Below are 23,379 nucleotides of genomic sequence, written 5' to 3'. Positions count from 1 at the left end.
GCGCAACGCCGGACTTGTAGGAGTATGCCCGGCACCGCTTCGGGCGCATGCCCGACAGCGCAACACTGCCAAGCTGCCTAGACCGAACTTTGGCTTCTCAAATAGCCGGAATCCGCATCAGCAGTGGGTTCCGGCTATTTTTTGAGGCTATTATGTAGCCATGTAAATTAGTATTTATCTATTGTGTTTCGGTAGCTTTGTGCTTGAATAGGTGTTCATGTATATCGAACACGTCCCGAACCGCAACTCGCCCCCCGCCATCCTGCTGCGCGAGTCCTATCGCGACGGCAACACGGTCAAGAAGCGCACCCTCGCCAATCTCTCGTCGCTGCCCGCCGAGGTCATCGAAGGCTTGAAGGTGCTGCTACGCGGTGGCGTCGCGGTGTCGTCCGCCGATGAGGCCTTCGTGATCGAGCGCAGCCTGCCACACGGACACGTGGCCGCCGTGCTTGGCGCGGCGCGCGCCTGCGGCGCCGAGCAGTGGTTGTCCTCAGCGCCGGCCGCGCTGCGCTCGGTGGTGATGGCACTGCTGGTGGCGCGGGTGGTGTCCCCCGCGTCCAAGCTCGCCACGCATCGCATGTTGCGCGACGAGACCGCGACCCACTCGCTGTCGCGACTGCTGAAGTTGGGCGACGTCGAACTCGAGCAGGTCTATGCCGCGCTCGACTGGCTGGGAGACGCTCAGGAAGGCATCGAGAAGCGGCTTGCCAGGCAGCATCTGAGCGGCAGTACGCTGGTGCTCTATGACCTCACTTCCACGTGGGTGACGGGACGCTGCTGCGAGCTTGCCGCCCACGGCTACAGCCGCGATGGCAAGCGCGACGATCCCCAGATCGTGTTCGGTCTGGTTTGCACGCCTGAGGGCTGTCCGGTGGCAGTCGAAGTCTTCGCTGGCAACACCGCCGATCCGGCAACCGTGGCCTCGCAGGTGGACAAGCTCAAGAATCGCTATGGCATCGAGAAGCTCGCGTGGGTGGGCGACCGGGGCATGCTCACGCAGGCGCGCATCGACTCGGTCTTGCGCCCGGCTGGCCTGGACTGGGTGAGCAGCCTGCGCGCGCCGCAGATGGCCGCGCTTGCTCATGAGAAGGGCCCCTTCCAGCCCTCGCTGTTCGATGAGCGCAACCTGCTGGAGGTGACCAGCGAGGCGTTCCCCGGCGAGCGGCTCATCGTGTGTCGCAATCCGCTACTGGCCGAGGAGCGCAGCCGCAAACGCGAGGCGCTGCTGCAGGCCACCGAAGCCGAGTTGATGAAGATTACCGACGCGACCACGCGTGCCCGCAACCGCCTCAAGGGCACCGAGGCGATTGCCCTGCGCGTAGGCCGCGTCATCGATCACTTCAGGATGGGCAAGCACTTCGAGCTGAGCATCACCGACTCGAGCTTCACGTGGGGGCGCAAGGCCGAACAGATTCAGCAGGAGGCTGCACTCGATGGCCTGTACGTGGTGCGTACGAGCCTGCCGGCAACGGACCTGTCAGCTGAGGCGGCCGTGACGGCCTACAAGGGGCTGGCAGTGGTGGAGCGGGCCTTCCGTTCGCTCAAGACGGTCGATCTGCAGGTGCGCCCCGTGTTCCATTGGAACGCCGCGCGCGTGCGCGCTCACGTCTTTCTGTGCATGCTCGCTTATTACGTCGAGTGGCACATGCGCGAGACGTTAAAGCCGATGCTGTTTGACGATGAATACGTCGAGCTTGCGCGTGCGGCCCGGCCTTCGCCAGTGGCCAAGGCACGACGCTCGGACCAGGCGAAAGCCAAGGACGCCACCAGGCTTGGCGAGGACGGCTTGCCGGTGCACAGCTTCCGCACGTTGCTCGATGATCTGGCCACGCTCGCGTACAACGTCTGTCACACCCCCCTGAACCCGCAGGCAAAGATCGTCATGATCACGCGGCCGACCCCAGTTCAAGAAAAGGCCTTCCGCCTCCTCAACATCAGCCCCGTCGCCTGTACCCAGTAATCGACTCGCTCGCGAGCACATAACCGCGAGGAATCAAAGCGTTATGCGCGCCGCGTGCTCAAAGTTCGGCCTAGACTGAGGGCTACCGTTGCATTCCCGCTCCGGCAGGAATGTGCGGCAGAAGCCGCGCCGGGCACGTCCGCTGCCGGCGCCTCCGACAATAACTCTGGAGGTTTTCCATGGATCCGAAACAGCCCGCTCGCCTTCCTAAGCTCGTCAGCGCGATTGCCGCAGGCCTGGCAGGCCTCAGCTGCGCCGCGGCGATTGCCCAGACGCCGGCCAGCCCTGCCACACCGGCAACCCCGGCTGCCCAGGGCATGCCGGCCACCCCGGCAACCCCGGCCGTCCCTGGCACCGCGGCAGGCTCCCAAGGTGCATCGCCCGGCGTGACCCAGATCCAACCGCCAAAGGATCCACTGGTCGAGCGCCGTGAGGCACGCCAGAAAGCCTCGGCCGAGTACAAGGCCAAGAAGAAGGCGGCCAAGGGCGAGTACAAGCAGGACGTCGGCGCGGCCAAGCAGGAGCGCAAGGTCGAGAACACGGCTGCGGACGCAGTGGCCAAGGACCAAATGGCCGCGCCTAAGCAATAGCGCCCGCCGGCGCAGAACGGGGTGGCCGGGAGCAGCCGGCCACCTTCTTTTTTGCCTGTCGTATTCCCTCCTTTTGCCGGCGGCACATCCGGGGTTGGCAGCTTGTAACAGGCAGGATCGCGCCTAGACTCGATATATACGAGTCGCGCGCCTTTCCGCCCGGCTTGCCATCTGCGCCATGTCCGCTCTTCACCCGCACCACTGGTTCGCAGGCCTGTTCCTGTCCGGCCTGATGGGCGCATTCAGCCTGTACAGCACGTTTGCCGTAGCGCAGCAGAAGGCGGCGCCGGCATCCGCACCCGCGGCGGCCCCGGCAGCGAAAGCCGCGGACGGCACGCCCGCTAAGCCGCGCGGTCTGAACCTGGCCAGGAAACCGCGCACGGGCGATTTCGATGTGATGGTCAACAGCCGCGTCATCCGCGTGCTGGTGCCATACAGCCGCACCCTCTACTTCAGCGACAAAGGCCATGAGCGCGGTCTGACCGCAGAGCTGGTGCGGGAATTCGAGCGCTACCTGAACAAGACCTACGCCGATCGTCTTGGCAAGCGTCCGCTCACCGTCATCATCATCCCCACCACGCGCGACCGCCTGCTGCCCGACCTGGCGGCGGGCCTGGGCGATATCGCCGCCGGCAACCTGACCGAGACCGAGACCAGGCTGAAGCAGGTCGACTTTTTCGCGCCGCGCGATCGCAAGCCGGTGCGCGAGCTGGTCGTGACCGGCCCCAAGTCACCAGCGCTGAAGAGCCTGGACGACCTGGCGGGCAAGACCGTCCACGTGCGCCGGGCGAGCAGCTACTACGAAAGCCTGACCGCGCTGAACGAGCGCCTGCGCCAGTCCGGCAAGGCACCGATGCAGCTGGTGCTGCTGCCCGACGCCCTCGAAGACGAAGACGTGCTCGAGATGGTCAATGCGGGCCTGCTGCCGATCGTCGTGGTCGATGACTGGAAGGCGGCCATGTGGGCGCAGATCCTGCCCGACATCAAGGTACGCCAGGACCTGGCAGTGCGCGAAGGCGGCTATATCGGATGGGCCTTCCGCAAGAACAGCCCGCAGTTGCGGCAGGCAATCGACGATTTCTATGTCAACCACGTCAAGAAGCAGGGCGTGGCGGAATACCTGCTCAAGCAATACATGCGCCGGATCAAGCAGATCAAGAACAACACCGAGGATACCGAGTACAAGCGCTTCCAGCAGACCGTTGCCTTCTTCGAGAAGTACGGCAAGGACTATCACTTCGACCCGCTGATGCTCGCCGCACAGGGGTTCCAGGAATCACAGCTCAACCAGCAGGCGCGCAGCCGCGTGGGTGCGGTCGGCATCATGCAGATCATGCCTGCCACCGGCAAGGAGCTCAGGGTGGGCAATATCCAGGTGGCCGAGTCCAACATCCACGCCGGCGCCAAGTACATGGACCGCCTGATGACGAAGTACTTTCCCGACGCGCATTTCTCGGAATCCGACCGGCCGCTGTTCGCCTTTGCCAGCTACAACGCCGGGCCCGGCAATATCGCCAAGATGCGCAAGGAGGCAGCGGCGCGCGGGCTGAATCCCGACAAGTGGTTCAACAATGTCGAGATCGTGGTGGCGGAGAAGATCGGCATCGAAACCACCACTTATGTGCGCAACATCTTCAAGTACTACGCAGCCTACCGGCTCATGGAGGAAAGGGAAGCCGCGCGTGAGCGGGCACTGAAGCAGGTCCGGAAATAGCCAGCCGATCCGGCGCCATTACCGGCGGGAAGGATGTGGAACCGGGCCGCAGCGAGATGCGTCCGGTCAGGTCGCGAGGATCAGTCAGCCAGGCCGCTGCCGTCGATATAACCCAGCGCATCGCGTACCGCGCGCCGGGCCTTGAGCACATAGCAGACCTGGCGCTCGCGGATGGCCAGTGCCACCACTTCAGCCTGCATCAGTTCCTGGAACATGTGCGCGGCGCGCGGCAGGCTCAGCCCGGCAAGTTGCGCCAACTCGGCGGCGGGCAGCCCGTCCTCGCCGGCTTCCAGCAGCGCGCGGCAGATCGTGGCCCGCGCGGGCTCGGTCATCAGGGCAAGCGTCAGCGCGCTCTCTTGGGTCTCCATGGCCACACCTCGATCCTCTGGCATTGTGCTCCGCCCGCGCATGACGGGCGGCTGCCGGCCCTCTCCAGGCGCCGTTTTTCTACGTTCTACGCGGCTCGAGGGGCAAAGGCAATAGAGCAGCCTATGGGCTGCGCGATTACAACACGCTGCCGCAGGCCGGCCAGGGCCGTGGGCAGGCGCTGCCGGCGTGACCTCCTCAGTGTGACCTCGCCTACGTGACCTCGATAATGCCGTTCATCGTCTCATGCCCCGATCCGCAGAAGATGTCGCACAGGAAGCCGTAGTTGCCGCGGCCGCGCGCCGTTGCCGGCAAACGCACGGTCACGCCCGGCGCCACGTCGGCACGCACGCCGAAATCCGGCACGCTGAAGCCCATGATCACGTCCTGTGCCGTGAGTTCGAATACGACAGACTCGCCGGCACGCAGCGGGATGTGATCCGGGGTAAAGACGAACTTGCGCGCGTGGATGCGGATGACGCGCGGCGCAGCCGCATCGCCCCGGCCAGCCCCTGCCAGCAAGGCCGCCGCGAGACCGAGCATCCAGCCCAGCGCCGCGCGCCGGCCGGGCATCGATGAATTCATGGCAGGCTCCGGTTCAGGTCGTGATCGGCTGCTCGGCCAGCGCGAACGCGCCGGGCGCCGGTTTCGCTTCGACCTCGCGCCAGCCTAGCCCGCGATAGGGCTGCGCGGCGTCCCACGGCACCGGCAGGCGCTGCGGCTGCGACCCCGGCGGCGGCAGGGGAAACATCAGCGAGCGTGCGGCGTGATGCGCAATGTGGCCCGTCGTGTGGTGATGCTCCTGGTGGATGTGGCCGTAGAACACGGTCACGTTCGGATAGGGCATCAGCGTGTCGATCACCTGCGCACCGTCGCGCGTGGCCCAGTCCCATTGCGGATACAGGTCGAACAGCGGGCGGTGCGTGAACACCACGATGCGCGCGCCCTTTGGTTGCCGCGCCAGGTCCGCCGCCAGCCACGCGCGTTGCGCATCCCCGACCCGCCCCGCGGGATCGGACACATTGTCGAGCACGACAAAATGCACGCCTTTGTGATCGAAGGTGTAGTGCGTCGGCCCGAACAGCTCCTGGTAGGCCGCGCCCGCATCGAGGCTGGCGTCGTGCTCGCCCGGCATCAGGTGGATCGTCCTGACGCCCAGACCGGCAATGACGGACTGGAACTCGCGCAGGCGGCGCCTGCGCTCCTGCGGGTCGTCGGTGGTGTGCGTGAGATCGCCGGTAAACATGATGAAGTCCGGCGGCTGACGCAGCGCATTGACGGCGGCGATGGCCTTGGGCAGCGTGCCCCGCGCATCGGGATTGGCCGGCCCCTGGAAGCCCCAGTGCGCGTCCGAAAGCTGCACAAAGTAGAAATCCTCATCGCGCCCGAAGGCCCAGCCCGGCAGCCCCGAGGCAAAGACCGCGCCGCCGGCGGCGCCCGCCAGCCGCAGGAAATCCCGTCGTTTCAGTGTGTCCATGGTGCCTCCGTCTGGTTGCAGGGATGTACCTGTCATACCGGCTTGCGGGAGGCTTTATTCCCGGCAATGCCGATCCGGCAAAAATCCGCCCGCACCGGGAATAAACTGAGTGGAACCCCGGTATACCCGGGACGTGCGCCACCGGCGCCGGTGCACAAACCGACCGAGGCACGAATGCAGCACGCATCCGACGATCGCCGCCGCTTCGATGAACTGGTGCTCCCGCACCTGGATGCCGCCTACAACCTCGCGCGCTGGTTGTCGGGCAGCGCCAGCGAGGCCGACGACGTGGTCCAGGAAGCCTTCCTGCGCGCTTACCGGCTCTTTGGCAGTTTCCACGGCGACCAGCCGCGGCCGTGGCTGCTGGCGATCGTGCGCAATACGTGGTTCACAGCCTGCCAGAAGCGCAAGGCCGCCGGCGAGGTGTGCAGCTATGACGACCTGCACGAGAACCAGCCCCTGCCGGCCTGGCACGATGGCCAGGACAGCCCCGAGCAGTGGCTGCTGCGGCAGGAAGACGTGCGGCTGGTGCACCGTGCGCTGGAGCAGCTTCCGGTGGTCTATCGGGAAGTGCTGGTGCTGCGCGAACTGGAGGAGCTGCCCTACCGCGACATTGCCCGCGTCGCGGATATCGCCATCGGCACGGTCATGTCACGGCTGGCGCGCGGGCGGCGGATGCTGGCGGCGGCAGTGACGGCGCTGCAGCAGCAGGGCACGGCGCAAGGGCCGGAACAGGCTCGCCCGCCATCCGGCGCGCTGGCGCCAGCACCGCACCCCGCCGGGGAGACAGGTCATGGACTGCAATGAGGTTTGCGAACTGCTGCCTGCCTGCGCCGACGACGAACTCGGCGCGGCGGAAAGCCTGCGCCTGGAGCAGCACCTGGCGCAATGTGCCGCGTGCTCGGCCGAACTGGGACGCCTGCGCGCGCTGCGCACGGCTGTACGGGAAGGCGCGACTTATCATCGCGCAAGTCCCGCCCTGCGCGCCCGGATCGCTGCTGCGCTGCCCGCGGCCGGCGTGCCGGCAGGGGGTGAGGCATCGCGCCCGCGCTGGCTCGAGTGGTTTGCCTGGCGCCCGGCCGTCAACGCCGGGCTGGCGGCATTGACCCTGGCCTCGATGGCGTTCGGGCTGACGTTGTTCATGCTGCAGGATTCCCCGCAAGACGCCATGGCCCGGGAGGTAGTCAGCAGCCACGTGCGCGCGCTGATCGCCGACCACGCCGTCGACGTGGCATCGACGGATCGCCACACGGTCAAGCCGTGGTTCAACGGGCGGCTCGACTACGCGCCGCCCGTCCATGACATGGCGGCCGAAGGCTTTCCGCTCGTCGGCGGACGGCTCGACTACATTCACGGGCAGCGGGTGGCGGTGCTGGTCTATCGACGCAACCAGCACCCGATCGATGTGTTCGTGCTGCGCGGCGCGGGCACGCGCAGGGCGGCGCCGGACCTTGACGGGGCCCTGACCCGGCAGGGCTACCAGATCGCGTACTGGCAGGCAGGCGGCATGGACTACTGGGCCGTGACCGATGCCTCGGCGGCCGACCTGCAACGCTTCGGCAAGGCATGGCGCATGGCCGGCGGCAGCACGCAATAGCGCGCACCGCCGCCGGTCATACTGCCCGCTCCGCCTACGCCATCACGAACGGCAACTGCCGCTGGCGCTTGCCCGTCAGCGCGAACAGCGCGTTGGCCACCGCCGGCGCGATCGGCGGCACACCGGGCTCGCCCAGGCCGGTGGGGTTCTCCTGCGAGGGCACGAAGAAAACCTCCACCACCGGCGCGTCGGTGATGCGCGGCGGCGGATAGTCCGGGAAGTTGCTGTTCTTCACGGCGCCGTTCTCGATCTCGATGGCAAACCCCGGCTTCGTCATCGCCAGCCCGAAGATGCACGCGCCCTGGATCTGCGCCTCGGCCGACATCGGGTTGACCACGCGGTTGGCATGCACGCCGGCGGTGACGCGATGCACGCGCGGCTCGCCCTTCACCAGCGACACGTCGACCACGTAGGCCACCACGGTGTTGAACGACTCGTGCACGGCCACGCCCCAGGCATGGCCCTTGGGAAGCTTGCGCTTGCCGTAGCCGGACTTGTCCACCGCGAGCTGCAGCGCGGCGCGGTGGCGCGCGTGCTTCTTCTCGTCAAGCCGGGCCAGGCGGAATGCCACCGGGTCCTGCTTGGCGGCGCCGGCCATTTCGTCGGCCAGCGTTTCCTTGACGAAGGCGGTGTGCGTGTTGCCCACCGAGCGCCACCACAGCACCGGCACGTCCACCTGTGGGTGGTGCACCGACATCTGCAGCGGCAGGTCATAGTCGTTCTCGACGATGCCTTCGGTCATGGTGGCATCGACGCCGTTCTTGACCATGAAGGCCTCGAACGGCGTGCCCTTCAGGATCGACTGACCGACGATGGTGTGCTGCCAGCCCACCACCTTGCCCTGCGCGTCCAGCCCGATGCGGGCGCGGTGCAGGTGCAGCGGGCGGTAGTAGCCGCCGCGGATATCGTCCTCGCGGCTCCAGATCACCTTGAGCGGCTCGGTGTGGCCGGCGGCGACCCAGGCCTTGAGCACGTTGGCCGCTTCCACGATGTAGTCCGAGGTCGGCACAGCACGCCGGCCGAAGCCGCCGCCGGCCATCATGGTGTTGAGCACGACCTTGTCCGGCGCGAGGCCCAGCGTGCGCGCGATCGCGGCCTGGTCGACGGTCTGGAACTGCGAGCCTACCCATACCTTGACCGCCTGCACCTTGCCGCCTGCGACTTCCGGTTGCAGCGTGCAGTTCAGCGGCTCCATCGGTGCGTGCGCCAGGTAGGGGAAGCGGAAGTCCGCCTCGATCTTGCGCGCCGCGCCGTTGATGGCCGCGCCGATGTCGCCCTCGCCCGCGCGCGCCACTGTGCCCGGTTGCGCGGCCAGCTTCGCGTATTCATCGAACAGCGCCTGCGACGAGACCTTCGAGCCCGCGTCTTCCCACTGGATATCGAGCGCATCGCGGCCCATCTTGGCCGGCCAGTAGCCGCTGGCGATCACCGCCACGCCGCTGCCGCCGCGATCGACCGGCACCTGCATCACGCCGCGCACACCCTGCACCGCGCGTGCCTTGTCGGCGCTGAAGCTCTTGACCTTGCCGCCGAAGCGCGGCGGGCGCGCCACCGTCACCACCACCATGTCCTTCAGGCGCGTGTCGATGCCGAACGGCGTGGTCGCTTCCATCTTGCCGCGCGAGTCCAGCCGCGGCGTGGGCTTGCCGACGATGCGGAACTGCGACGGGTCTTTCAGCGTGACCCGCTGCGGCACCGGCAGCTCCATCGCCGCGGGCGCCAGTTCGCCGAAGGTGGCGCGATGGCTGCCGGACGTGATGACGCCCTGCTCCACCTTGCAGCTGGCCGGATCGACCTTCCACTGCTGCGCTGCCGCCGCCACCAGCATGGCGCGGGCGCGCGCGCCCAGTTCACGGTATTGCTCGAACGAGTGGTTCAGCGCCGTCGAACCGCCGGTCATCTGCATGCCGAAGGCGGGGTCCTTGTATGGGTCGCCGGCCGGCGCGAGCGTGGCGCGGACGTTGCGCCAGTCGGCGTCCAGCTCCTCGGCCAGCGCCATCGGCAGCGCGGTGTGCACGCCCTGGCCGAACTCGAGCCGGTTCACGGCCACGGTGACGGTGTTGTCCGGCGCGATGATCAGGAACGCCTGCGGCGGCGGCGCCGTGGTCCTGGACCTGGCCGCGTCCTGCGCCTGCGCCAGCGGCGCCACGCCCAGTGCCAGCCCGCCGCCGGCCAGGCCAGTCAGCTTCAGGAAACTGCGCCGGTCCAGCGTGGCGATGCCGCTGTGTTGACGCGCTTCGCCATCATTGCCGCCCTGGCCGCCGGCCAGTGCCTCGATGCCTCGGATTCGCATGATCATTCCTCCCGCTCAGGCCAGCGCACGGGCGGCGTCTTTGATCGCCGCGCGGATGCGCTGGTACGTGCCGCAGCGGCACAGGTTGCCGGCCATGGCCTGGTCGATGTCAGCGTCGCTGGGCCGCGGCTTGGTGCGCAACAGGCCGATGGCGCTCATCACCTGGCCGTTCTGGCAGTAGCCGCATTGCGCGACATCGTGCTTGATCCACGCGTCGAGCACGGCGCGCCCGACCTTGTCGGTGGCGATGCCCTCGATGGTGGTGATACGCGCGCCGGCGGCGGCCGATACCGGGGTCACGCAGCTGCGCGTGGCCTGGCCGTTGATATGCACGGTGCAGGCACCGCACACGGCCATGCCACAGCCGAACTTGGTGCCGGTCATGTCGAGGTTGTCACGCAGCGCCCACAGCAGCGGCGTGGACGGGTCCACGTCGACTTCACGGGTCTTGCCGTTGACGTTGATATTGAGGGTGGTCATGGGGGACACTCCTTGGGTACGTTGCCCGCTTGTTCTTCCTTCTTACGGGTGCCCCGGCCAACACAATCAACGCCGGGAAGCGGCGCCGTGGGTTGCGCAAGGGGTGGCGGGGGCACGGCCCGTGCGCCACAGCCTGGCGCAAGGGACAAGTGAGGATAGTGCAATTTCGGTCACCTTGCCGGACGCGATGCGCCCTACCCTGCGCCCCGCGCCGATTTGCCCGAACTTTGTGCAACGGGCCGCTGTCAGTCATGGATTCAACACTTTTTGATTCCGCACGCTGAAACAGTGCCGTCAACTATTCCAGAACACCACCTTCCCCGGGTCGGCACCGCATCAACGCCGCAGGCCTCGTCACCGCCGGCCCGATCCGCAGTCCGTGCACACGCGACCCAGTCCCCCGCCATCACACGGCTCGACAGCATCCAGGCCCTGCGCGGACTGGCCGCTGCCTTCGTGGTGGTCTTCCACTCGGGCCTTGCGCTCGGCGGCCCGGACGCGCCGGTGCTAGGCTGGCTGACCGACAACGTGATCAAGCGCGGCCATGTCGGCGTCGATGTGTTCTTCGTCATCAGCGGCTTCATCATCGCGTGGGTCGCGGTGCTGGCCCGGCCCACGCCGGAGCGCCCGCTCAGCTTCCTCATCCGCCGCGGCTTCCGGCTGGCGCCGCCGTACTGGACCATGTCGGCGATCCATGCGCTGCTGCTCAACCCGGTGACGCCGGCGGCGTTCGCCGCATCGCTGGCCTTCCTGCCGACTTCCACCGCGCAGGCGCCCTATTACGGCTATCCGGCGCTGTATGTGGGCTGGTCGCTCAACTATGAGCTGGCGTTCTACGGGGCCTTTGCGCTTGGCCTGCTGCTGGCCGGGCGGCGCGCGCTGCTGGTGGTGCTGGCGCTGTTCGCGCTGGCCACGCTGGTGCTGCCGTGGTGGCGCTTCGGGACGCTGGTGGGCGATCCCGCGCAGGGCTACCCGTTTGCCTCGCCGTGGCTGGCGATGGCGAGCAACCCGCTGGTGCTGGAGTTCCTGCTGGGCTGCCTGCTGGCTTGGGCCTATGCGCGCTGGCGCCACCTGCTGACGCCCGCGATCGCGCTGGGCATGCTGGCGACCGGCGGCGCGGCGTTCGCGCTGTCGCTGCCGCTGGTCGGGCCGGACTTCAGCCTGATCGGCCGCGGCCTGCCCGCGGCGCTGCTGCTGGCAGGCGTGGTGGCGGCCGAGCACGCCGGCGTGCTGCGCGTGCCGCGCGCGCTGGTGTGGCTGGGCGAGCTGTCGTTCGCGCTCTACCTGACCCACCCCACGGTGATCGAAGGCGTCAAGCGGCTGATGCCGCAACTGACGCCGGACCAGACCGGGCTGCAGCTGCTGCGCTTTGCCATCGACGCGGCGCTGGCGCTGGGCCTGGCGCTGCTGCTGCACCGCTGGGTCGAGTTGCCCGGCATCGCCGCCGGCCGGCGGCTGGCGCGCGGGTGAGCCTTACTTGCGCGGCATGCCGGCAAGGTAGAGATACAGCGCCGTCAGCTCGGTATCGTTCATGCGCCCGAACGAATCGAACGGCATCACGCGGCTCAGCTGCGTGCCGTCGGGCCGCTTGCCGCTGCGCATCATCTCGATAAAGGCCGAGGCCTGGCCGTAGCGCGACATCGCTCCGCCCGAGACCGGTCGCAGGTCCGCCGCGGGCGGCCAGTCCGGCGGCGCCCCGGGGATCTTGCCGCCGCTGAAATCGTGCCCGTGGCAACCCAGGCAGGCATTGGCGACATAGCCGCCGTACTGCGCCGTGGCCGTCGGCACCATTGCAGGCTGCGCCGGCAGGCTGTGGTCGATCTTGGACGCCGCATCCCGCACCACGCCTACGCCATAGAGCGCGCGCACCATCCACGGCAGGCGGATATCGGCCGGCGCGCCCATGCCCGGCGGCAGGCTGCGCAGGTATCCCACCAGCGCCCCCAGGTCTTCGTCGCTGAGGCGGTTGTAGTCCTCGCTCGGCATGATCAGCAGCGGACGCCCCGAAGGCGCCACGCCGTGCCGGATGCTCCTTACCCAGTCAACGTTCCGGTAGCCAGCGATGTGGGGATTGCCGCTCGTCAGGTCGGGCGCGCGCACGCTCAGGCCGCTCGGATCGTCGAACACCTGCTTGCCGCCAGCGCCGGCGCCATGGCACTCCATGCAGCCGCGCGATTCATACAGGTACTTGCCATGAGCGATCGATGCGGGGTCCTCGCGCAAGGCCACGGGCGTCACCCTTACCGGCACGATGCGCGCCGCCTTGCGCTCGCCCACCCACACCGCGGCATAAGCCGCCGCAGCGACGACCACGGCCGTGCCGACCAGCCCCAACGCCGCCACTCGCAGAAAACGCGCCATTTCCCTTCCCCTGTCCGCCCGCCCTGGATTCAGCAGCTTGCAGCCAGGGACCGGGGGGCTGTCTGTGGGGAAGGACACTAAGCGGCGGGGCTCGCTCCGATCAGGCCAGCCCGGCCGGGGCGCGGTCGATAAAGCCGGTCATGCGCGCCAGCCGGCCGTCGGCCGACACGGAGGCGAAATCCGTGCCGACCACCAGCGCGGGCTCGCCCGCCGGGCCAAGCTCCCAGGTAAAGCGCAGGTGCTCGCCATGCGCGTCGACCGGGCTTACGCGGGTGAAGCGGAACCCGGGGAATTTCGCCTGCACCGCGGCGATCATGGCGTCGATGCCGGCATGACCGTCGCCGCGCATCAGCGGATCGACATAGCTTGCCGATTCCGTCCACGCCAGCGCGATCAGCTCACGCCGGCGCGCGGCATCGGTTTCGTTCCAGGCGGCGAGGTAGCGGTCGGCGAGAGTGGCGTGGTCGGCAGCGGGGGTGGCTTGGGCTTGGATGGCAGCGGACATGGCGTTCTCCTGGTCTTGGTTGGGAATCCTGAAAGGCTGGCGTCAGGCCATGGCTGCATGATGGTCGCGGCGGCACCGCGGCGCGATTACCCGTGAGGTTATTGGCGGGGTTACTGGGGGCAACTGCGAAGCTCGAAGCCAAGCTTGCGGAAGAGCTGCTGCGAGGTCACATTGCCGGGCGAAATCCTAGCTCGGCAGAAGGGAAAGCCGCTCTTCCAAATCTAAGCAAGCCTACGCATCGCTGATGGCGACGTCTTTGCAGATTTGGACGCGCGGTCACCAACCCGAGCGCGCGGTAACGCGCGCATTCGCTGCCGGTACTCCGGCAGGCGCATTGAATTCACATTGGCGCTCCCTCTCGGGACTCCCGTCCATCCTTGCGGATGGAATCGCCAATCACACCGCCCGATAATCTGAACGGGGCCCGAGCAGGGCAGATGGGAGCAGTCCACAGCCTCGCCGACTTGCGTCAGCAGCCGCCGCAGACCGTTTTGACAGGCATTCTCGTCGCGCAGGTGGCAGGTGCCGCAGCCCGGGCAATCCCACTCCCGAATTGCGGGCGCTATCCCGCCCTCGACAACGTGACCACACGCATGGCACGTTCGCGTGGTGCCGGTTTCATCCAGCACCAGCGCATGCTTTCTGGAGCGCGTCGCGACCCACGAGACAATGTCCTTGAATGCACCGTGCATCGTTCTGTTTCTTACCGCGCGGTTGTATTTGCGGCCCTTGCCGTGGTTGGTGTTCTCCGGCACGTAGTTGCCGATCCCAATCACGTCGTAGTGCCTGCAGAGCTGGTTCGCCAGCGAATACATGAAGTGCTTTTTCTGTTCTCGCACTTTGGTTTGCATTCGCTCCACAGCGTCGTCCAAACCCTTCCAGCGGCGACTGGGACGCCAATGCGTCGACACCGTGCCATCGCCGTGGACGGTATCTACCCACAGCGACTTTGCTATGCACCGGTCACGCAGACTCGTTAGCCGATCGAGAATGCGCTCCGACTCCTTCAACTTCTCAAGATTGGACAATTCGAAGGCGCGCCCCTCAGTATCCAGAGCGTAGCCAAAGTTCTTCAGGTTCGGATCGATGTAGACCACGCGCGTGCCGCGTTGCCTGGCCTTCTTCTGCCCCTTGAACGTGAACACAGCGAAATAGCGGTCGCGGCCCTCGCGGACGATCCGGCAAGTGCGAGCGCTCGCGATCTCCTTGGGTGTCTTCTCCATCTTCAGGCGCAGCGACAGCCGCTGTCCTTGCGCGTTCGCGCCGAACGATAGGTTGAGCCAACCGAACTGGGAAACATTCCAGCCTTTGCCTGGCTCGTCGTATTCCAGGCTCATCCAGTGCTTGGCCCATGCCTTGTACTTGACCCAGCCCACGTCTGGGCCGCAGCGCTGTCCGTTCTTCGACTTTCGATGCGAGGCAATGGCCTTGGCCATGCGCAGCGCGACATTCTTCAGCGGTGAAGAAAACACGCAGCGCAAGAACGGATGACGCTCCTTGAGCGGCGGCACGAGGTTGCGAAGCCCGATCTCGGAATAGACCTCCGACAGGAGCTTCTTGGTTCGCGCCTCATCAAGATAGCCATAGCCGCCGACGATGGACAACTCCGCCATGCGCGTCTCGACTTCGTCCTTGAGTCGATTCCATAGCCAGTTGCAGATTTTGGATTGCCCGTCGAGCTTGCCCGCAGCATCAGCGTCCACCACCAGACGGACCTTCCTCGCGAACTGGATAGTGCTGGGATCAGCCCTCTTGAATGGCATCTGCAGCCTCTTTCAGGGCTTTCATGGCGTGACGATTCTTGTGGGAACGGCTGCCATAGAGGCGCGCCGAAAAGACGCTAATGATCTCAAGCACGTCGCAGGCAAGATCCTCCTCATACGTCGAATCGCCTTTGGCATTGATGATGACGACTTCCGTTCCGAATTGCTCGCACAGAGCAAAAACGAGCTCTGCACCAAATCGCAAGAGCCGGTCCTTGTGTGTGATGACAAGCCGATCAACGCCTCCGGCACAGATACGTTTGAGCAGTTGCTTGAGGCCCTTCATCTCATAGTTCATGCCGGAGCCGAGATCCCGGATGAGTTCGAAGGGCCATCCCTTCGCAGCGCAGAACGACTCCAGCACCTGGCACTGACGCTCCAGATCGGCCTTCTGGTCGTGGCTGGAAACGCGCGCATAGGCGAGCGTAGTACGCCCGCGCTCTGCTTCCTCGACCTTCTTGCCGGCCAACTCCATTAGAGCGGTCAAATTATAGCGACGATGACCACCCGGAGTCCGATCGGCGGAGATCTTCCCGTCGAACTCCCATCGGCGAAGCGTGCCAGGGTGGATGCCCAGCATCGCGCACGCCTCCTTCATCGTAACTTTAGCAAGTATGCTCATGGGTGATCATAATTACGCACCTATAAGCAGTTTACAAGGGGCTGCTCACTTGCCCCTATCAGAAAGCGCCCGGATACAGCCGCACAGCAAGTAGGAGCCCAAGCCACTGTGCTGCGCCCCCGGAGCGACCGCGATCAGCGCGATGACGGGGCCTTTGTAGAGAGGAAAATCAGTGGCGAGAACAGTCCCAGCCAATTCTCCGGAAGGCAGTTCCGCAACGAAGGAGGCCGTTGGCAGAAAGGTCCCATACCCATTGCTTACGATGGCCGAAATCTTGCGGGCCCATAGCTGCCGCGGTGCGCTATCTACCGTACGTGCGAAGGCCGCATAAGCCAGCGTAGCGAGCTGTTCCAGGTCACCACTGGCGAGACCTCGTACCGCCAGGTTGCACGATCCAGGTTCGAGCCCGGAACACGCGCGTTCCCAAAGAGGTTCTGCGTGCTTTTCAGTTTTCTGAAAGCCGGCACACATGACTGTTGATTTCTCCCCGATCGGCATCCACCACTGGCATGATCCGCGCAACTGCCAGCCCTCGCGTCGTCTCGAACCACCTCCTACCAAAAAATCGCCCTGAACACCAGTGGCAAATAGCGCCCCCACCTGCCCGCTGTCCCTGTTATGGCGAGCCCCCCACCTCCGTTACATTCCGCTCTACGCTGGCCGGCAGTGCGTCCGCGCGCGGCCGGCGGCCTAAGCCGCCCGGGCGCGCCGACCGTGCCGACTCCTCCCAACCCATCATCACCGCCTTTTGCACCACTCCCGTCCATGACGCCCGACACGGCCCCACCGAGCCACCAGGCCGCCACCGCCCTCCCCGCCCCGCCGCGCCGCCGCTGGCAGCAATTGCTGCTGGCGGGCACCGGCTTTTTCGTGCTGGCGGCGGCGGGCCTCTGGCTGGCGCGACTGCCCGGCACCGTAGCGGCGATCTGGCTGGCCAATGCCTTCGGGCTCGGGCTGCTCTTGCATCGCCCGCGCGCGGAGGGGCCCTGGCTGCTGGCGGGCATGCTGGCCGCCGGCGTGCTGGCCAACCACGCCGCCGGCGACAGCCTCAGCACCGCGCTGATGCTGTCCGGCGCCAACCTGTTCGAGATCCTGTGCGCCGCCGGGCTGCTGCGCTTGCTGGACCGGCATGCCGGGCTCGATCGCCATGGCCCGCTGGCCGCCTTCGCGGTGATGCTGGCGGTGGCCGGGATCCTGGCGCCGGCGCTGGGCGCCAGCGCCGGCGCCGCGGTCGTCGCCCATGCCTATGGCAGCCCCTTTGCGCCGGTGTGGTGGACCTGGTGGCAGTCCAGCGCGCTGGGCATGGCGGTGCTGCTGCCGATGATGCTGTCGATGACGGCCGCGCGCGTGCGTGCCGCCTTCGCGCGGGCGCTGCTGGCGCCGCAGGCGGGCCTGCTGGCGCTGAGCCTCGGCTTCGGCGCCTTCGCCCAGTGGCAGGGCCACGACCCGTTCGCGGCGATGTCGCTGCCGCTGGTGCTGGTGGCGCTGGCCGGCAACCCGTTCGCCACCGCGCTGCTGACGCTGGTGGCGACGCTGTGCATGGAGGTGCTGATGCTCGCCACCCACGGCCATGAGCCGGTGCCGGTGCCGCTGTCGGCGGCGGTGATCATGGTGTTCCCGGTCTGCATCGCCTACCTGACCGAGCAGAACCGGCAGGGCGCCGCCAGCCTGCGCCGTAGCGACAAGCGCTTCCGTCAGGCGATGGAGCATTCGGCGATCGGCATGGCGCTGGTCGGCAAGGACGGCCGCTGGCAGACCGTCAACCGCGCCTTGACCGAGCTGCTCGGCTACAGCGCGGACGAGCTGTGCGAGCTCAGTTTCCAGCAGATCACCCACCCCGACGACCTGGACGACGACCTGCGCGCGGCCCGCAGCCTGCTGGCGGGCGAGGTCGAGTCCTACCGCCGGGAAAAGCGCTACCGCCACAAGGACGGCCAGTACCGCTGGGCGCTGCTGGCGGTATCGGTGGTGCGCGACGAGCACAGCGGCGAGCCGCAGCATTTCATCACGCAGGTCGAGGACATCCACACCCGCAAGCTTGCGCAGCAAGAACTGGAACGGCTGTCGCGCCGCATCCAGCTGGCGGTGGAAGCCGGCGGCGTGGGCATCTGGGAATGGGACTTCACCAGCGCCGGCATTACCTGGGACGCACGCATGCATGCGCTGCACGGCACCGATCCCGCCGCGGGTGCGCCGGTGGTGGACCAGTGGATCGAGATGCTGCATCCGGAGGACGTCAACCGCGTCAGGGGCGAGATGCGCCAGGCCATCCGCGGCGACGCCCCGTTCGATACCGAATACCGCATCGTGCGTCCCGGCGGCGAGGTGCGCCACGTGCGCGCGATGGCGACTGTTACCCGCAACGCCGACGGCATCGCATACGCGCTGGTCGGCACCAACTGGGACATCACCGAGCAGCGGCACCTGACCGAGGCCTTGTTCGAAGAGAAGGAACGCCTGCACATCACGCTGCGCTCGATCGGCGATGCGGTGATCTGTACCGACGCGGCCATGCGCGTGACCTTCATGAACCCGATCGCCGAGCAGCTGACCGGCTGGACCATGGCCAGCGCCACCGGCCTGCCGCTGGAGCAGGTCTTCCGCATCGTCGACGAATCCACCGGCAACGCGATACCCAGCCCGGTCGAGGCCTGCCTGCGCACGCTCGTGCCTGCCTACCTGCAGGACGGCGCGGTGCTACAGAGCCTGACCGGCGAGCGCCACGACGTGCAGGACTCGGCCGCGCCGGTGCTGACCGCGCGCGGCGAGGTGCTGGGCGCGGTGCTGGTGTTCCAGGACATCACCACCGCGCGCGCGCTGCAGCGCGAGCTGGCGCGCTCGGCCATGCACGATGCGCTGACCGGCCTGCCCAACCGCACCTGGTTCGAGAAGCGCCTGCGCGAGGCCTGCGATGCCGCGCGGCTGCAGGGCCACCGCGCTGCGCTGTGCTTTATCGATCTGGACCGCTTCAAGATCGTCAACGACACCGCCGGCCACGGCGCCGGCGACGTGCTGCTGCGCGAGCTGGGCTACCTGATCCGCAACCACGTGCGGCCCGACGACGTGCTGGCGCGCCTGGGCGGCGACGAGTTCGCGCTGCTGCTCAAGGACTGCACCGTGGACCAGGCCGAGCAGGTGTGCCAGGACGTGATCGACGCCATCCGCGGCCGCCGCTTCCCGTGGGAGGGGCGCGTCTACGACGTGGGCGCCAGCATCGGCATCGCCGCGATCGACCTCGACGTGCCGCCGGTCAGCGAACTGATGAGCCGCGCCGACGTGGCCTGCTACGCCGCCAAGGCCGCCGGCCGCAGCCGCGTCTCGGTCTACCGCCGCGACGAGAGCGACGCGCGCCGTCATCACCGCGAGCTGGAAATCGCCGCCGGCATCCATTCCGCGCTGGAAGCCAACCGCTTCCGCCTGTTCGCGCAGGAGATCCGCGCGCTGCAGCCAGAGGATGCCGATGAGGGCAGCGAACCCCGCCACATCGAGATCCTGGTGCGCATGGTCGACGAGCACGGCGAGCTGATCATGCCCGGCGCCTTTATCCCCGCGGCCGAGCGCTACGACCTGATGGGCCATATCGACCGCTGGGTGATCCACCACGTGCTGCGCGGCTACGGCGAGCGGCTGCGCGCAGTGCCGGGGCTGTCGGTGTCGATCAACCTGTCGGCCAACTCGCTGGGCGAGCCGTTCCTGCTGCCCTTCCTGCATGCCGAGCTGGAAGCGAGCGCGCTGCCCGCCAGCCGCATCCGGCTGGAGATCACCGAGACCGCGCTGATCAACAACATGTCCGCGGCCAACCGACTGGTGCTGGAGATGCGGCGCGCGGGCTGCACGGTGTCGCTGGATGACTTCGGCTCGGGGCTGTCGTCGTTCGCGTACCTGAAGCAGTTCCCGGTGGATTACCTGAAGATCGACGGCAGTTTTATCCGGCAGTTGGTGGATAACGCGGTGGACCGCGAGATCGTCAGCGCGATCAACGATATCGGCCACCGGCTGGGCGTGCTGACCGTGGCGGAGTGGGTGGAGGATGAACGCACCCTCGACGCGCTACGCGCGATCGGCGTCGATTATGCGCAGGGGTATGCGATCGGGCGGCCGGAGCCGCTGGATGCGTTCCTGCAGTCGTGTGGGCCGCGGGATGTGGAGATGTCCTGACGGCGGCGGGGCTGCTGGCGCGGCGTGATAAATTCGGCGGCTCTCGCTACCTCGCCTATCCAAGGGGAACCCGTTGTCGCTCGTGTCCGACTCTATGCCGGCGCCGCTTTATGCGCGCGTCAAGCAGCACATCAGCAGCAAGATTGCTGACGGTAGCTGGCCGCCCCATCATCGCGTGCCGTCGGAGACGGAGCTGGTGGAGGCGCTTGGGGTGAGCCGGATGACGGTGCATCGCGCGTTGCGGGAGTTGACGGCGGAGGGGATGTTGGTGCGGTTGCAGGGGGTTGGGACGTTTGTGGCCGAGCCCAAGCGGCGGACTGCGCTTTATGCGGTCAACAATATTGCCGATGACATTTTTTCACGCGGGCATCGGCATCGGGCGCGGGTGATCAGTCTGGGAGAGGAACGCGCCGGGCCGGCGCAGGCGGCGGCTTTGGATGTGGCGCTGGATCAGCGGGTGTTTCATTCGATGATCGTGCATTACGAGGATGATGTGGCGATTCAGTTGGAGGATCGGTATGTCAATGCTGCGGTGGCGCCGGATTATCTGGAGCAGGATTTCACGCTTGAAACGCCCTATCAGTATCTCTCTCGTGTTGCGCCGTTGACTGAAGGGGAGCATGTGGTAGAGGCCGTGTTGGCGTTGCCCGAGGAATGCGCGTTGCTGAACATCGAGCGAGGCGAGCCTTGTTTGTTGATTCGGCGGCGGACGTGGTCTGCGGGGCGGGTGGTGACTTCGGTGCGGTTGGTGCATCCGGGGTCGTTGCATCGGCTGGAGGGGAGGTTTACGTCTTAGCGGTTTTGCGGTCTTGTGTGTCGATGTTCGACAGCCCTCGCTGTTGGTGACATGTTGTCGTTGTTGAACCGCTTGGTTCCGCCCTCCTGGGCGGGTCTTTTGTCCGAGCGACAAAAGTAACCCAAAGCGCATCGCCTGAGCGGCTGGCTATCAAGGGGGCGCTTCTGGTCGTATAGGCGGCTTTGGTTTCCGTGAGGCGCGGTCGCGATTCCACCCTGCTACGCCAGGTGAGTCAGTGACGGTGCCTGCGTCGACCGGCTTTTGAACGATCCCCATGCAGGGTGGTGGCCGCCTGCTTACCACCGTATCGCATCAACGCGTTCGGCTGCGCTTCGCGCGGCGTCCAATGGTGGCTGACCCACCGACCGCGTTCTACTCCAGCGATGGTTCTTGAGCCCGTGACCGGCGTCGTCGCTGCGAGCGCAGCGACGCACTTCCCTGCGCGAGCGCCTCGCCCCCAGCTGATGAGCCGCGCGCAGCGCAGCCGTAGGCGTTGACGCGATGCCCGTGTCAGGAGGCGGCCTACGCCCTGCATGGGGATCGTTCAACAGTGGGCCTTCGCAAGGGCACTGTCACTCACCTGGCGTAGCAGGCTCGAACGGCTGACCACATAAAATCGGAAATCACCGCCGCCCGAACCCCCCACGCCGCCTCCTTGATAAAGGCCAGCCGCAGGCGACGCGTTTTTGGTTACTTTGTCGCTCGGACAAAGTGACCCGCCCAGGAGGGCGGAACAGAGCGGTTCAACAACGACAACATGTCACCAGCTGCGCGTGCCGTCGAGCATCGCCAAGATGTTAGCCGCAGCGCACGCCTCGGCCCAAAACCATCCAAATCCCTCCCCCACATCCGGGAATACCCCAATTCATCCATACTTGTATATACAAGACTATACATGCCTATGCGCCGCCGATAAAACCACCGCGCCGCCCAATGCACAGCAAGCCCCAAAGGAGCACTTCGTGACCAATCCCACCCGCTTCCGCGACACCGAAATCCGCGCCCCCCGCGGCACCAAACTCACCGCCAAGAGCTGGCTCACCGAAGCCCCCTTGCGCATGCTGATGAACAACCTCGACCCCGAGGTCGCAGAAAACCCGAAAGAACTCGTCGTCTACGGCGGCATCGGCCGCGCCGCCCGCAACTGGGAATGCTACGACCGCATCGTCGAAGCCCTCACCCGCCTGGAAGACAACCAGACCCTGCTGGTCCAGTCCGGCAAACCCGTCGGAGTGTTCCAAACCCACCGCGATGCCCCCCGCGTGCTGATCGCCAACTCCAACCTGGTCCCCCACTGGGCCAACTGGGAACACTTCAACGAACTCGACGCCAAGGGCCTGGCCATGTACGGCCAGATGACCGCCGGCAGCTGGATCTACATCGGCAGCCAGGGCATCGTGCAGGGCACCTACGAAACCTTCGTCGAAGCCGGCCGCCAGCACTACAACGGCGACCTGAAGGGCCGCTGGGTGCTGACCGCCGGCCTCGGCGGCATGGGCGGCGCGCAGCCGCTGGCCGCGACGCTGGCCGGCGCCTGCTCACTCAACATCGAATGCCAGCAAAGCCGCATCGATTTCCGCCTGAAGACCCGCTACGTCGACGAACAGGCCACCGACCTGGACGACGCCCTCGCCCGCATCGACCGCTACACCTCGCAGGGCAAGGCGATCTCGATCGCCCTGTGCGCCAACGCCGCCGAAGTGCTGCCCGAGCTGGTGCGCCGCGGCGTGCGCCCGGATATGGTCACCGACCAGACCAGCGCCCATGACCCGCTCAACGGCTACCTCCCCGCCGGCTGGAGCTGGGACGAATACCGTGAGCGCGCGCAGCGCGAACCGGCGGTGGTGGTCAAGGCCGCCAAGGCCTCGATGGCCGCGCACGTGCAAGCCATGCTGGCGTTCCAGAAGATGGGCGTGCCCACCTTCGACTACGGCAACAACATCCGCCAGATGGCCAAGGAAGAAGGCGTGGCCAACGCCTTCGACTTCCCCGGCTTCGTGCCCGCCTATATCCGCCCGCTGTTCTGCCGCGGCATCGGCCCGTTCCGCTGGGCCGCGCTGTCGGGCGATCCGCAGGACATCTACAAGACCGACGCCAAGGTCAAGGAACTGATCCCCGATGACGAGCACCTGCACCGCTGGCTCGACATGGCGCGCGAGCGCATCAGCTTCCAGGGCCTGCCTGCGCGCATCTGCTGGGTCGGTCTGGGCCTGCGCGCCAAGCTGGGCCTGGCATTCAACGAGATGGTGCGCAGTGGCGAGCTGTCGGCACCGATCGTGATCGGGCGCGACCACCTGGACTCGGGCTCGGTCGCCAGCCCCAACCGCGAGACCGAAGCCATGCAGGACGGCTCGGATGCCGTGTCGGACTGGCCGCTGCTGAACGCGCTGCTCAATACCGCCAGCGGCGCCACCTGGGTCTCGCTGCACCATGGCGGCGGCGTGGGCATGGGTTTCTCGCAGCATTCCGGCGTTGTGATCGTGTGCGACGGCACTGACGAGGCTGCCGCCCGCATCGCCCGCGTGCTGCACAACGACCCCGCCACCGGCGTGATGCGCCATGCCGACGCCGGCTACCAGATCGCCGTCGACTGCGCGCGCGAGCAGGGCCTGGACCTGCCGATGTTGCGTAACTCATTGCGCGACTGATCCCGCGGCCGACAAGAGCCGTTGTGCCGAGCCGGGCCGCCGAGCGCGC

The 23,379-nt window shown here is 66.8% G+C and carries 17 protein-coding genes and 1 pseudogene; 9 read left to right on the top strand and 9 right to left on the bottom strand.

Annotated elements, in window-relative coordinates:
* Positions 1-217: 217 nt before the first annotated feature.
* The 3 genes from K307_RS29175 (at position 218) to K307_RS29165 (ending at position 4,264) form a co-directional block, all read left to right on the top strand.
* Positions 218-1,960: an IS1634 family transposase gene (locus tag K307_RS29175; RefSeq protein WP_042876642.1), complete on the top strand. Its 1,743-nt coding sequence runs from the start codon at positions 218-220 to the stop codon at positions 1,958-1,960.
* Between the two features lie 179 nt (positions 1,961-2,139).
* Positions 2,140-2,550 (top strand): hypothetical protein, encoded by a 411-nt coding sequence (locus K307_RS29170; RefSeq protein WP_042884376.1) that lies wholly within the window; start codon positions 2,140-2,142, stop codon positions 2,548-2,550.
* A 178-nt stretch (positions 2,551-2,728) separates the two neighbouring features.
* Complete coding sequence (locus K307_RS29165; RefSeq protein ID WP_042884375.1) at positions 2,729-4,264, top strand: transglycosylase SLT domain-containing protein; 1,536 nt, start codon at positions 2,729-2,731, stop codon at positions 4,262-4,264.
* Positions 4,265-4,344: 80 nt separating this feature from the next.
* On the opposite strand, the gene K307_RS29160 is transcribed toward K307_RS29165, so the two are convergent.
* The 3 genes and pseudogenes from K307_RS29160 to K307_RS29150 all read right to left on the bottom strand — a co-directional run.
* The gene (locus K307_RS29160; protein WP_042884373.1) at positions 4,345-4,632 is read right to left on the bottom strand and encodes a hypothetical protein; all 288 of its coding nucleotides are present in this window, start codon (positions 4,630-4,632) and stop codon (positions 4,345-4,347) included.
* A 211-nt stretch (positions 4,633-4,843) separates the two neighbouring features.
* Positions 4,844-5,215: a cupredoxin domain-containing protein gene (locus tag K307_RS29155; RefSeq protein ID WP_042884371.1), complete on the bottom strand. Its 372-nt coding sequence runs from the start codon at positions 5,213-5,215 to the stop codon at positions 4,844-4,846.
* Positions 5,216-5,218: 3 nt separating this feature from the next.
* Positions 5,219-6,107, bottom strand: a pseudogene (locus K307_RS29150) (metallophosphoesterase family protein); the annotation flags it as partial.
* A 174-nt stretch (positions 6,108-6,281) separates the two neighbouring features.
* Between K307_RS29150 and K307_RS29145 the strand changes: the two are divergent.
* Positions 6,282-6,914 (top strand): RNA polymerase sigma factor, encoded by a 633-nt coding sequence (locus K307_RS29145; protein WP_042884367.1) that lies wholly within the window; start codon positions 6,282-6,284, stop codon positions 6,912-6,914.
* A complete protein-coding gene (locus K307_RS29140; protein ID WP_042884365.1) occupies positions 6,901-7,704 on the top strand; it encodes an anti-sigma factor family protein in 804 nt (267 codons plus the stop codon). The genes K307_RS29145 and K307_RS29140 overlap by 14 nt, the downstream gene beginning before the upstream one ends.
* Positions 7,705-7,738: 34 nt before the next feature.
* Here K307_RS29140 and K307_RS29135 read toward each other — a convergent pair whose 3' ends face one another.
* Both K307_RS29135 and K307_RS29130 read right to left on the bottom strand, forming a co-directional pair.
* The gene (locus K307_RS29135) at positions 7,739-9,997 is read right to left on the bottom strand and encodes a xanthine dehydrogenase family protein molybdopterin-binding subunit (protein WP_042887525.1); all 2,259 of its coding nucleotides are present in this window, start codon (positions 9,995-9,997) and stop codon (positions 7,739-7,741) included.
* Between the two features lie 15 nt (positions 9,998-10,012).
* Positions 10,013-10,477: a (2Fe-2S)-binding protein gene (locus tag K307_RS29130; RefSeq protein ID WP_042884363.1), complete on the bottom strand. Its 465-nt coding sequence runs from the start codon at positions 10,475-10,477 to the stop codon at positions 10,013-10,015.
* Positions 10,478-10,882: 405 nt separating this feature from the next.
* Here K307_RS29130 and K307_RS29125 point away from each other — a divergent pair, with 405 nt between their 5' ends.
* A complete protein-coding gene (locus K307_RS29125) occupies positions 10,883-11,947 on the top strand; it encodes an acyltransferase family protein (RefSeq protein WP_042887524.1) in 1,065 nt (354 codons plus the stop codon).
* A 3-nt stretch (positions 11,948-11,950) separates the two neighbouring features.
* On the opposite strand, the gene K307_RS29120 is transcribed toward K307_RS29125, so the two are convergent.
* The 4 genes from K307_RS29120 to K307_RS29105 form a co-directional block, all read right to left on the bottom strand.
* Positions 11,951-12,838, bottom strand: a complete 888-nt coding sequence (locus tag K307_RS29120) for a c-type cytochrome (RefSeq protein ID WP_042884361.1) — start codon at positions 12,836-12,838, stop codon at positions 11,951-11,953.
* Positions 12,839-12,938: 100 nt separating this feature from the next.
* Positions 12,939-13,343 (bottom strand): nuclear transport factor 2 family protein, encoded by a 405-nt coding sequence (locus K307_RS29115; protein WP_042884358.1) that lies wholly within the window; start codon positions 13,341-13,343, stop codon positions 12,939-12,941.
* Between the two features lie 221 nt (positions 13,344-13,564).
* Positions 13,565-15,106: an RNA-guided endonuclease InsQ/TnpB family protein gene (locus K307_RS29110; protein WP_051975219.1), complete on the bottom strand. Its 1,542-nt coding sequence runs from the start codon at positions 15,104-15,106 to the stop codon at positions 13,565-13,567.
* Complete coding sequence (locus K307_RS29105; protein WP_042884356.1) at positions 15,087-15,728, bottom strand: IS607 family transposase; 642 nt, start codon at positions 15,726-15,728, stop codon at positions 15,087-15,089. Before K307_RS29105 ends, K307_RS29110 begins: the two co-directional genes overlap by 20 nt.
* A gap of 765 nt (positions 15,729-16,493) precedes the next feature.
* Here K307_RS29105 and K307_RS29100 point away from each other — a divergent pair.
* The 3 genes from K307_RS29100 (at position 16,494) to hutU (ending at position 23,330) form a co-directional block, all read left to right on the top strand.
* The gene (locus K307_RS29100) at positions 16,494-19,886 is read left to right on the top strand and encodes a diguanylate cyclase (protein ID WP_042884355.1); all 3,393 of its coding nucleotides are present in this window, start codon (positions 16,494-16,496) and stop codon (positions 19,884-19,886) included.
* Positions 19,887-19,980: 94 nt separating this feature from the next.
* Positions 19,981-20,682 carry a histidine utilization repressor gene (gene hutC / locus K307_RS29095; RefSeq protein ID WP_051975218.1) on the top strand — a complete coding sequence of 234 codons (702 nt, stop codon included), beginning with the start codon at positions 19,981-19,983 and terminating at the stop codon, positions 20,680-20,682.
* A gap of 962 nt (positions 20,683-21,644) precedes the next feature.
* Positions 21,645-23,330 (top strand): urocanate hydratase, encoded by a 1,686-nt coding sequence (hutU, locus tag K307_RS29090; protein WP_042884351.1) that lies wholly within the window; start codon positions 21,645-21,647, stop codon positions 23,328-23,330.
* The last annotated feature ends 49 nt before the right edge of the window (positions 23,331-23,379 follow it).

Origin of the sequence: Cupriavidus necator A5-1 (assembly GCF_000744095.1) — a bacterium.
GTDB lineage: Bacteria > Pseudomonadota > Gammaproteobacteria > Burkholderiales > Burkholderiaceae > Cupriavidus > Cupriavidus necator_A.
The sequence above is the reverse complement of the archived record's forward strand: the minus strand, read 5'-3'. Positions and strand labels throughout refer to the sequence as shown.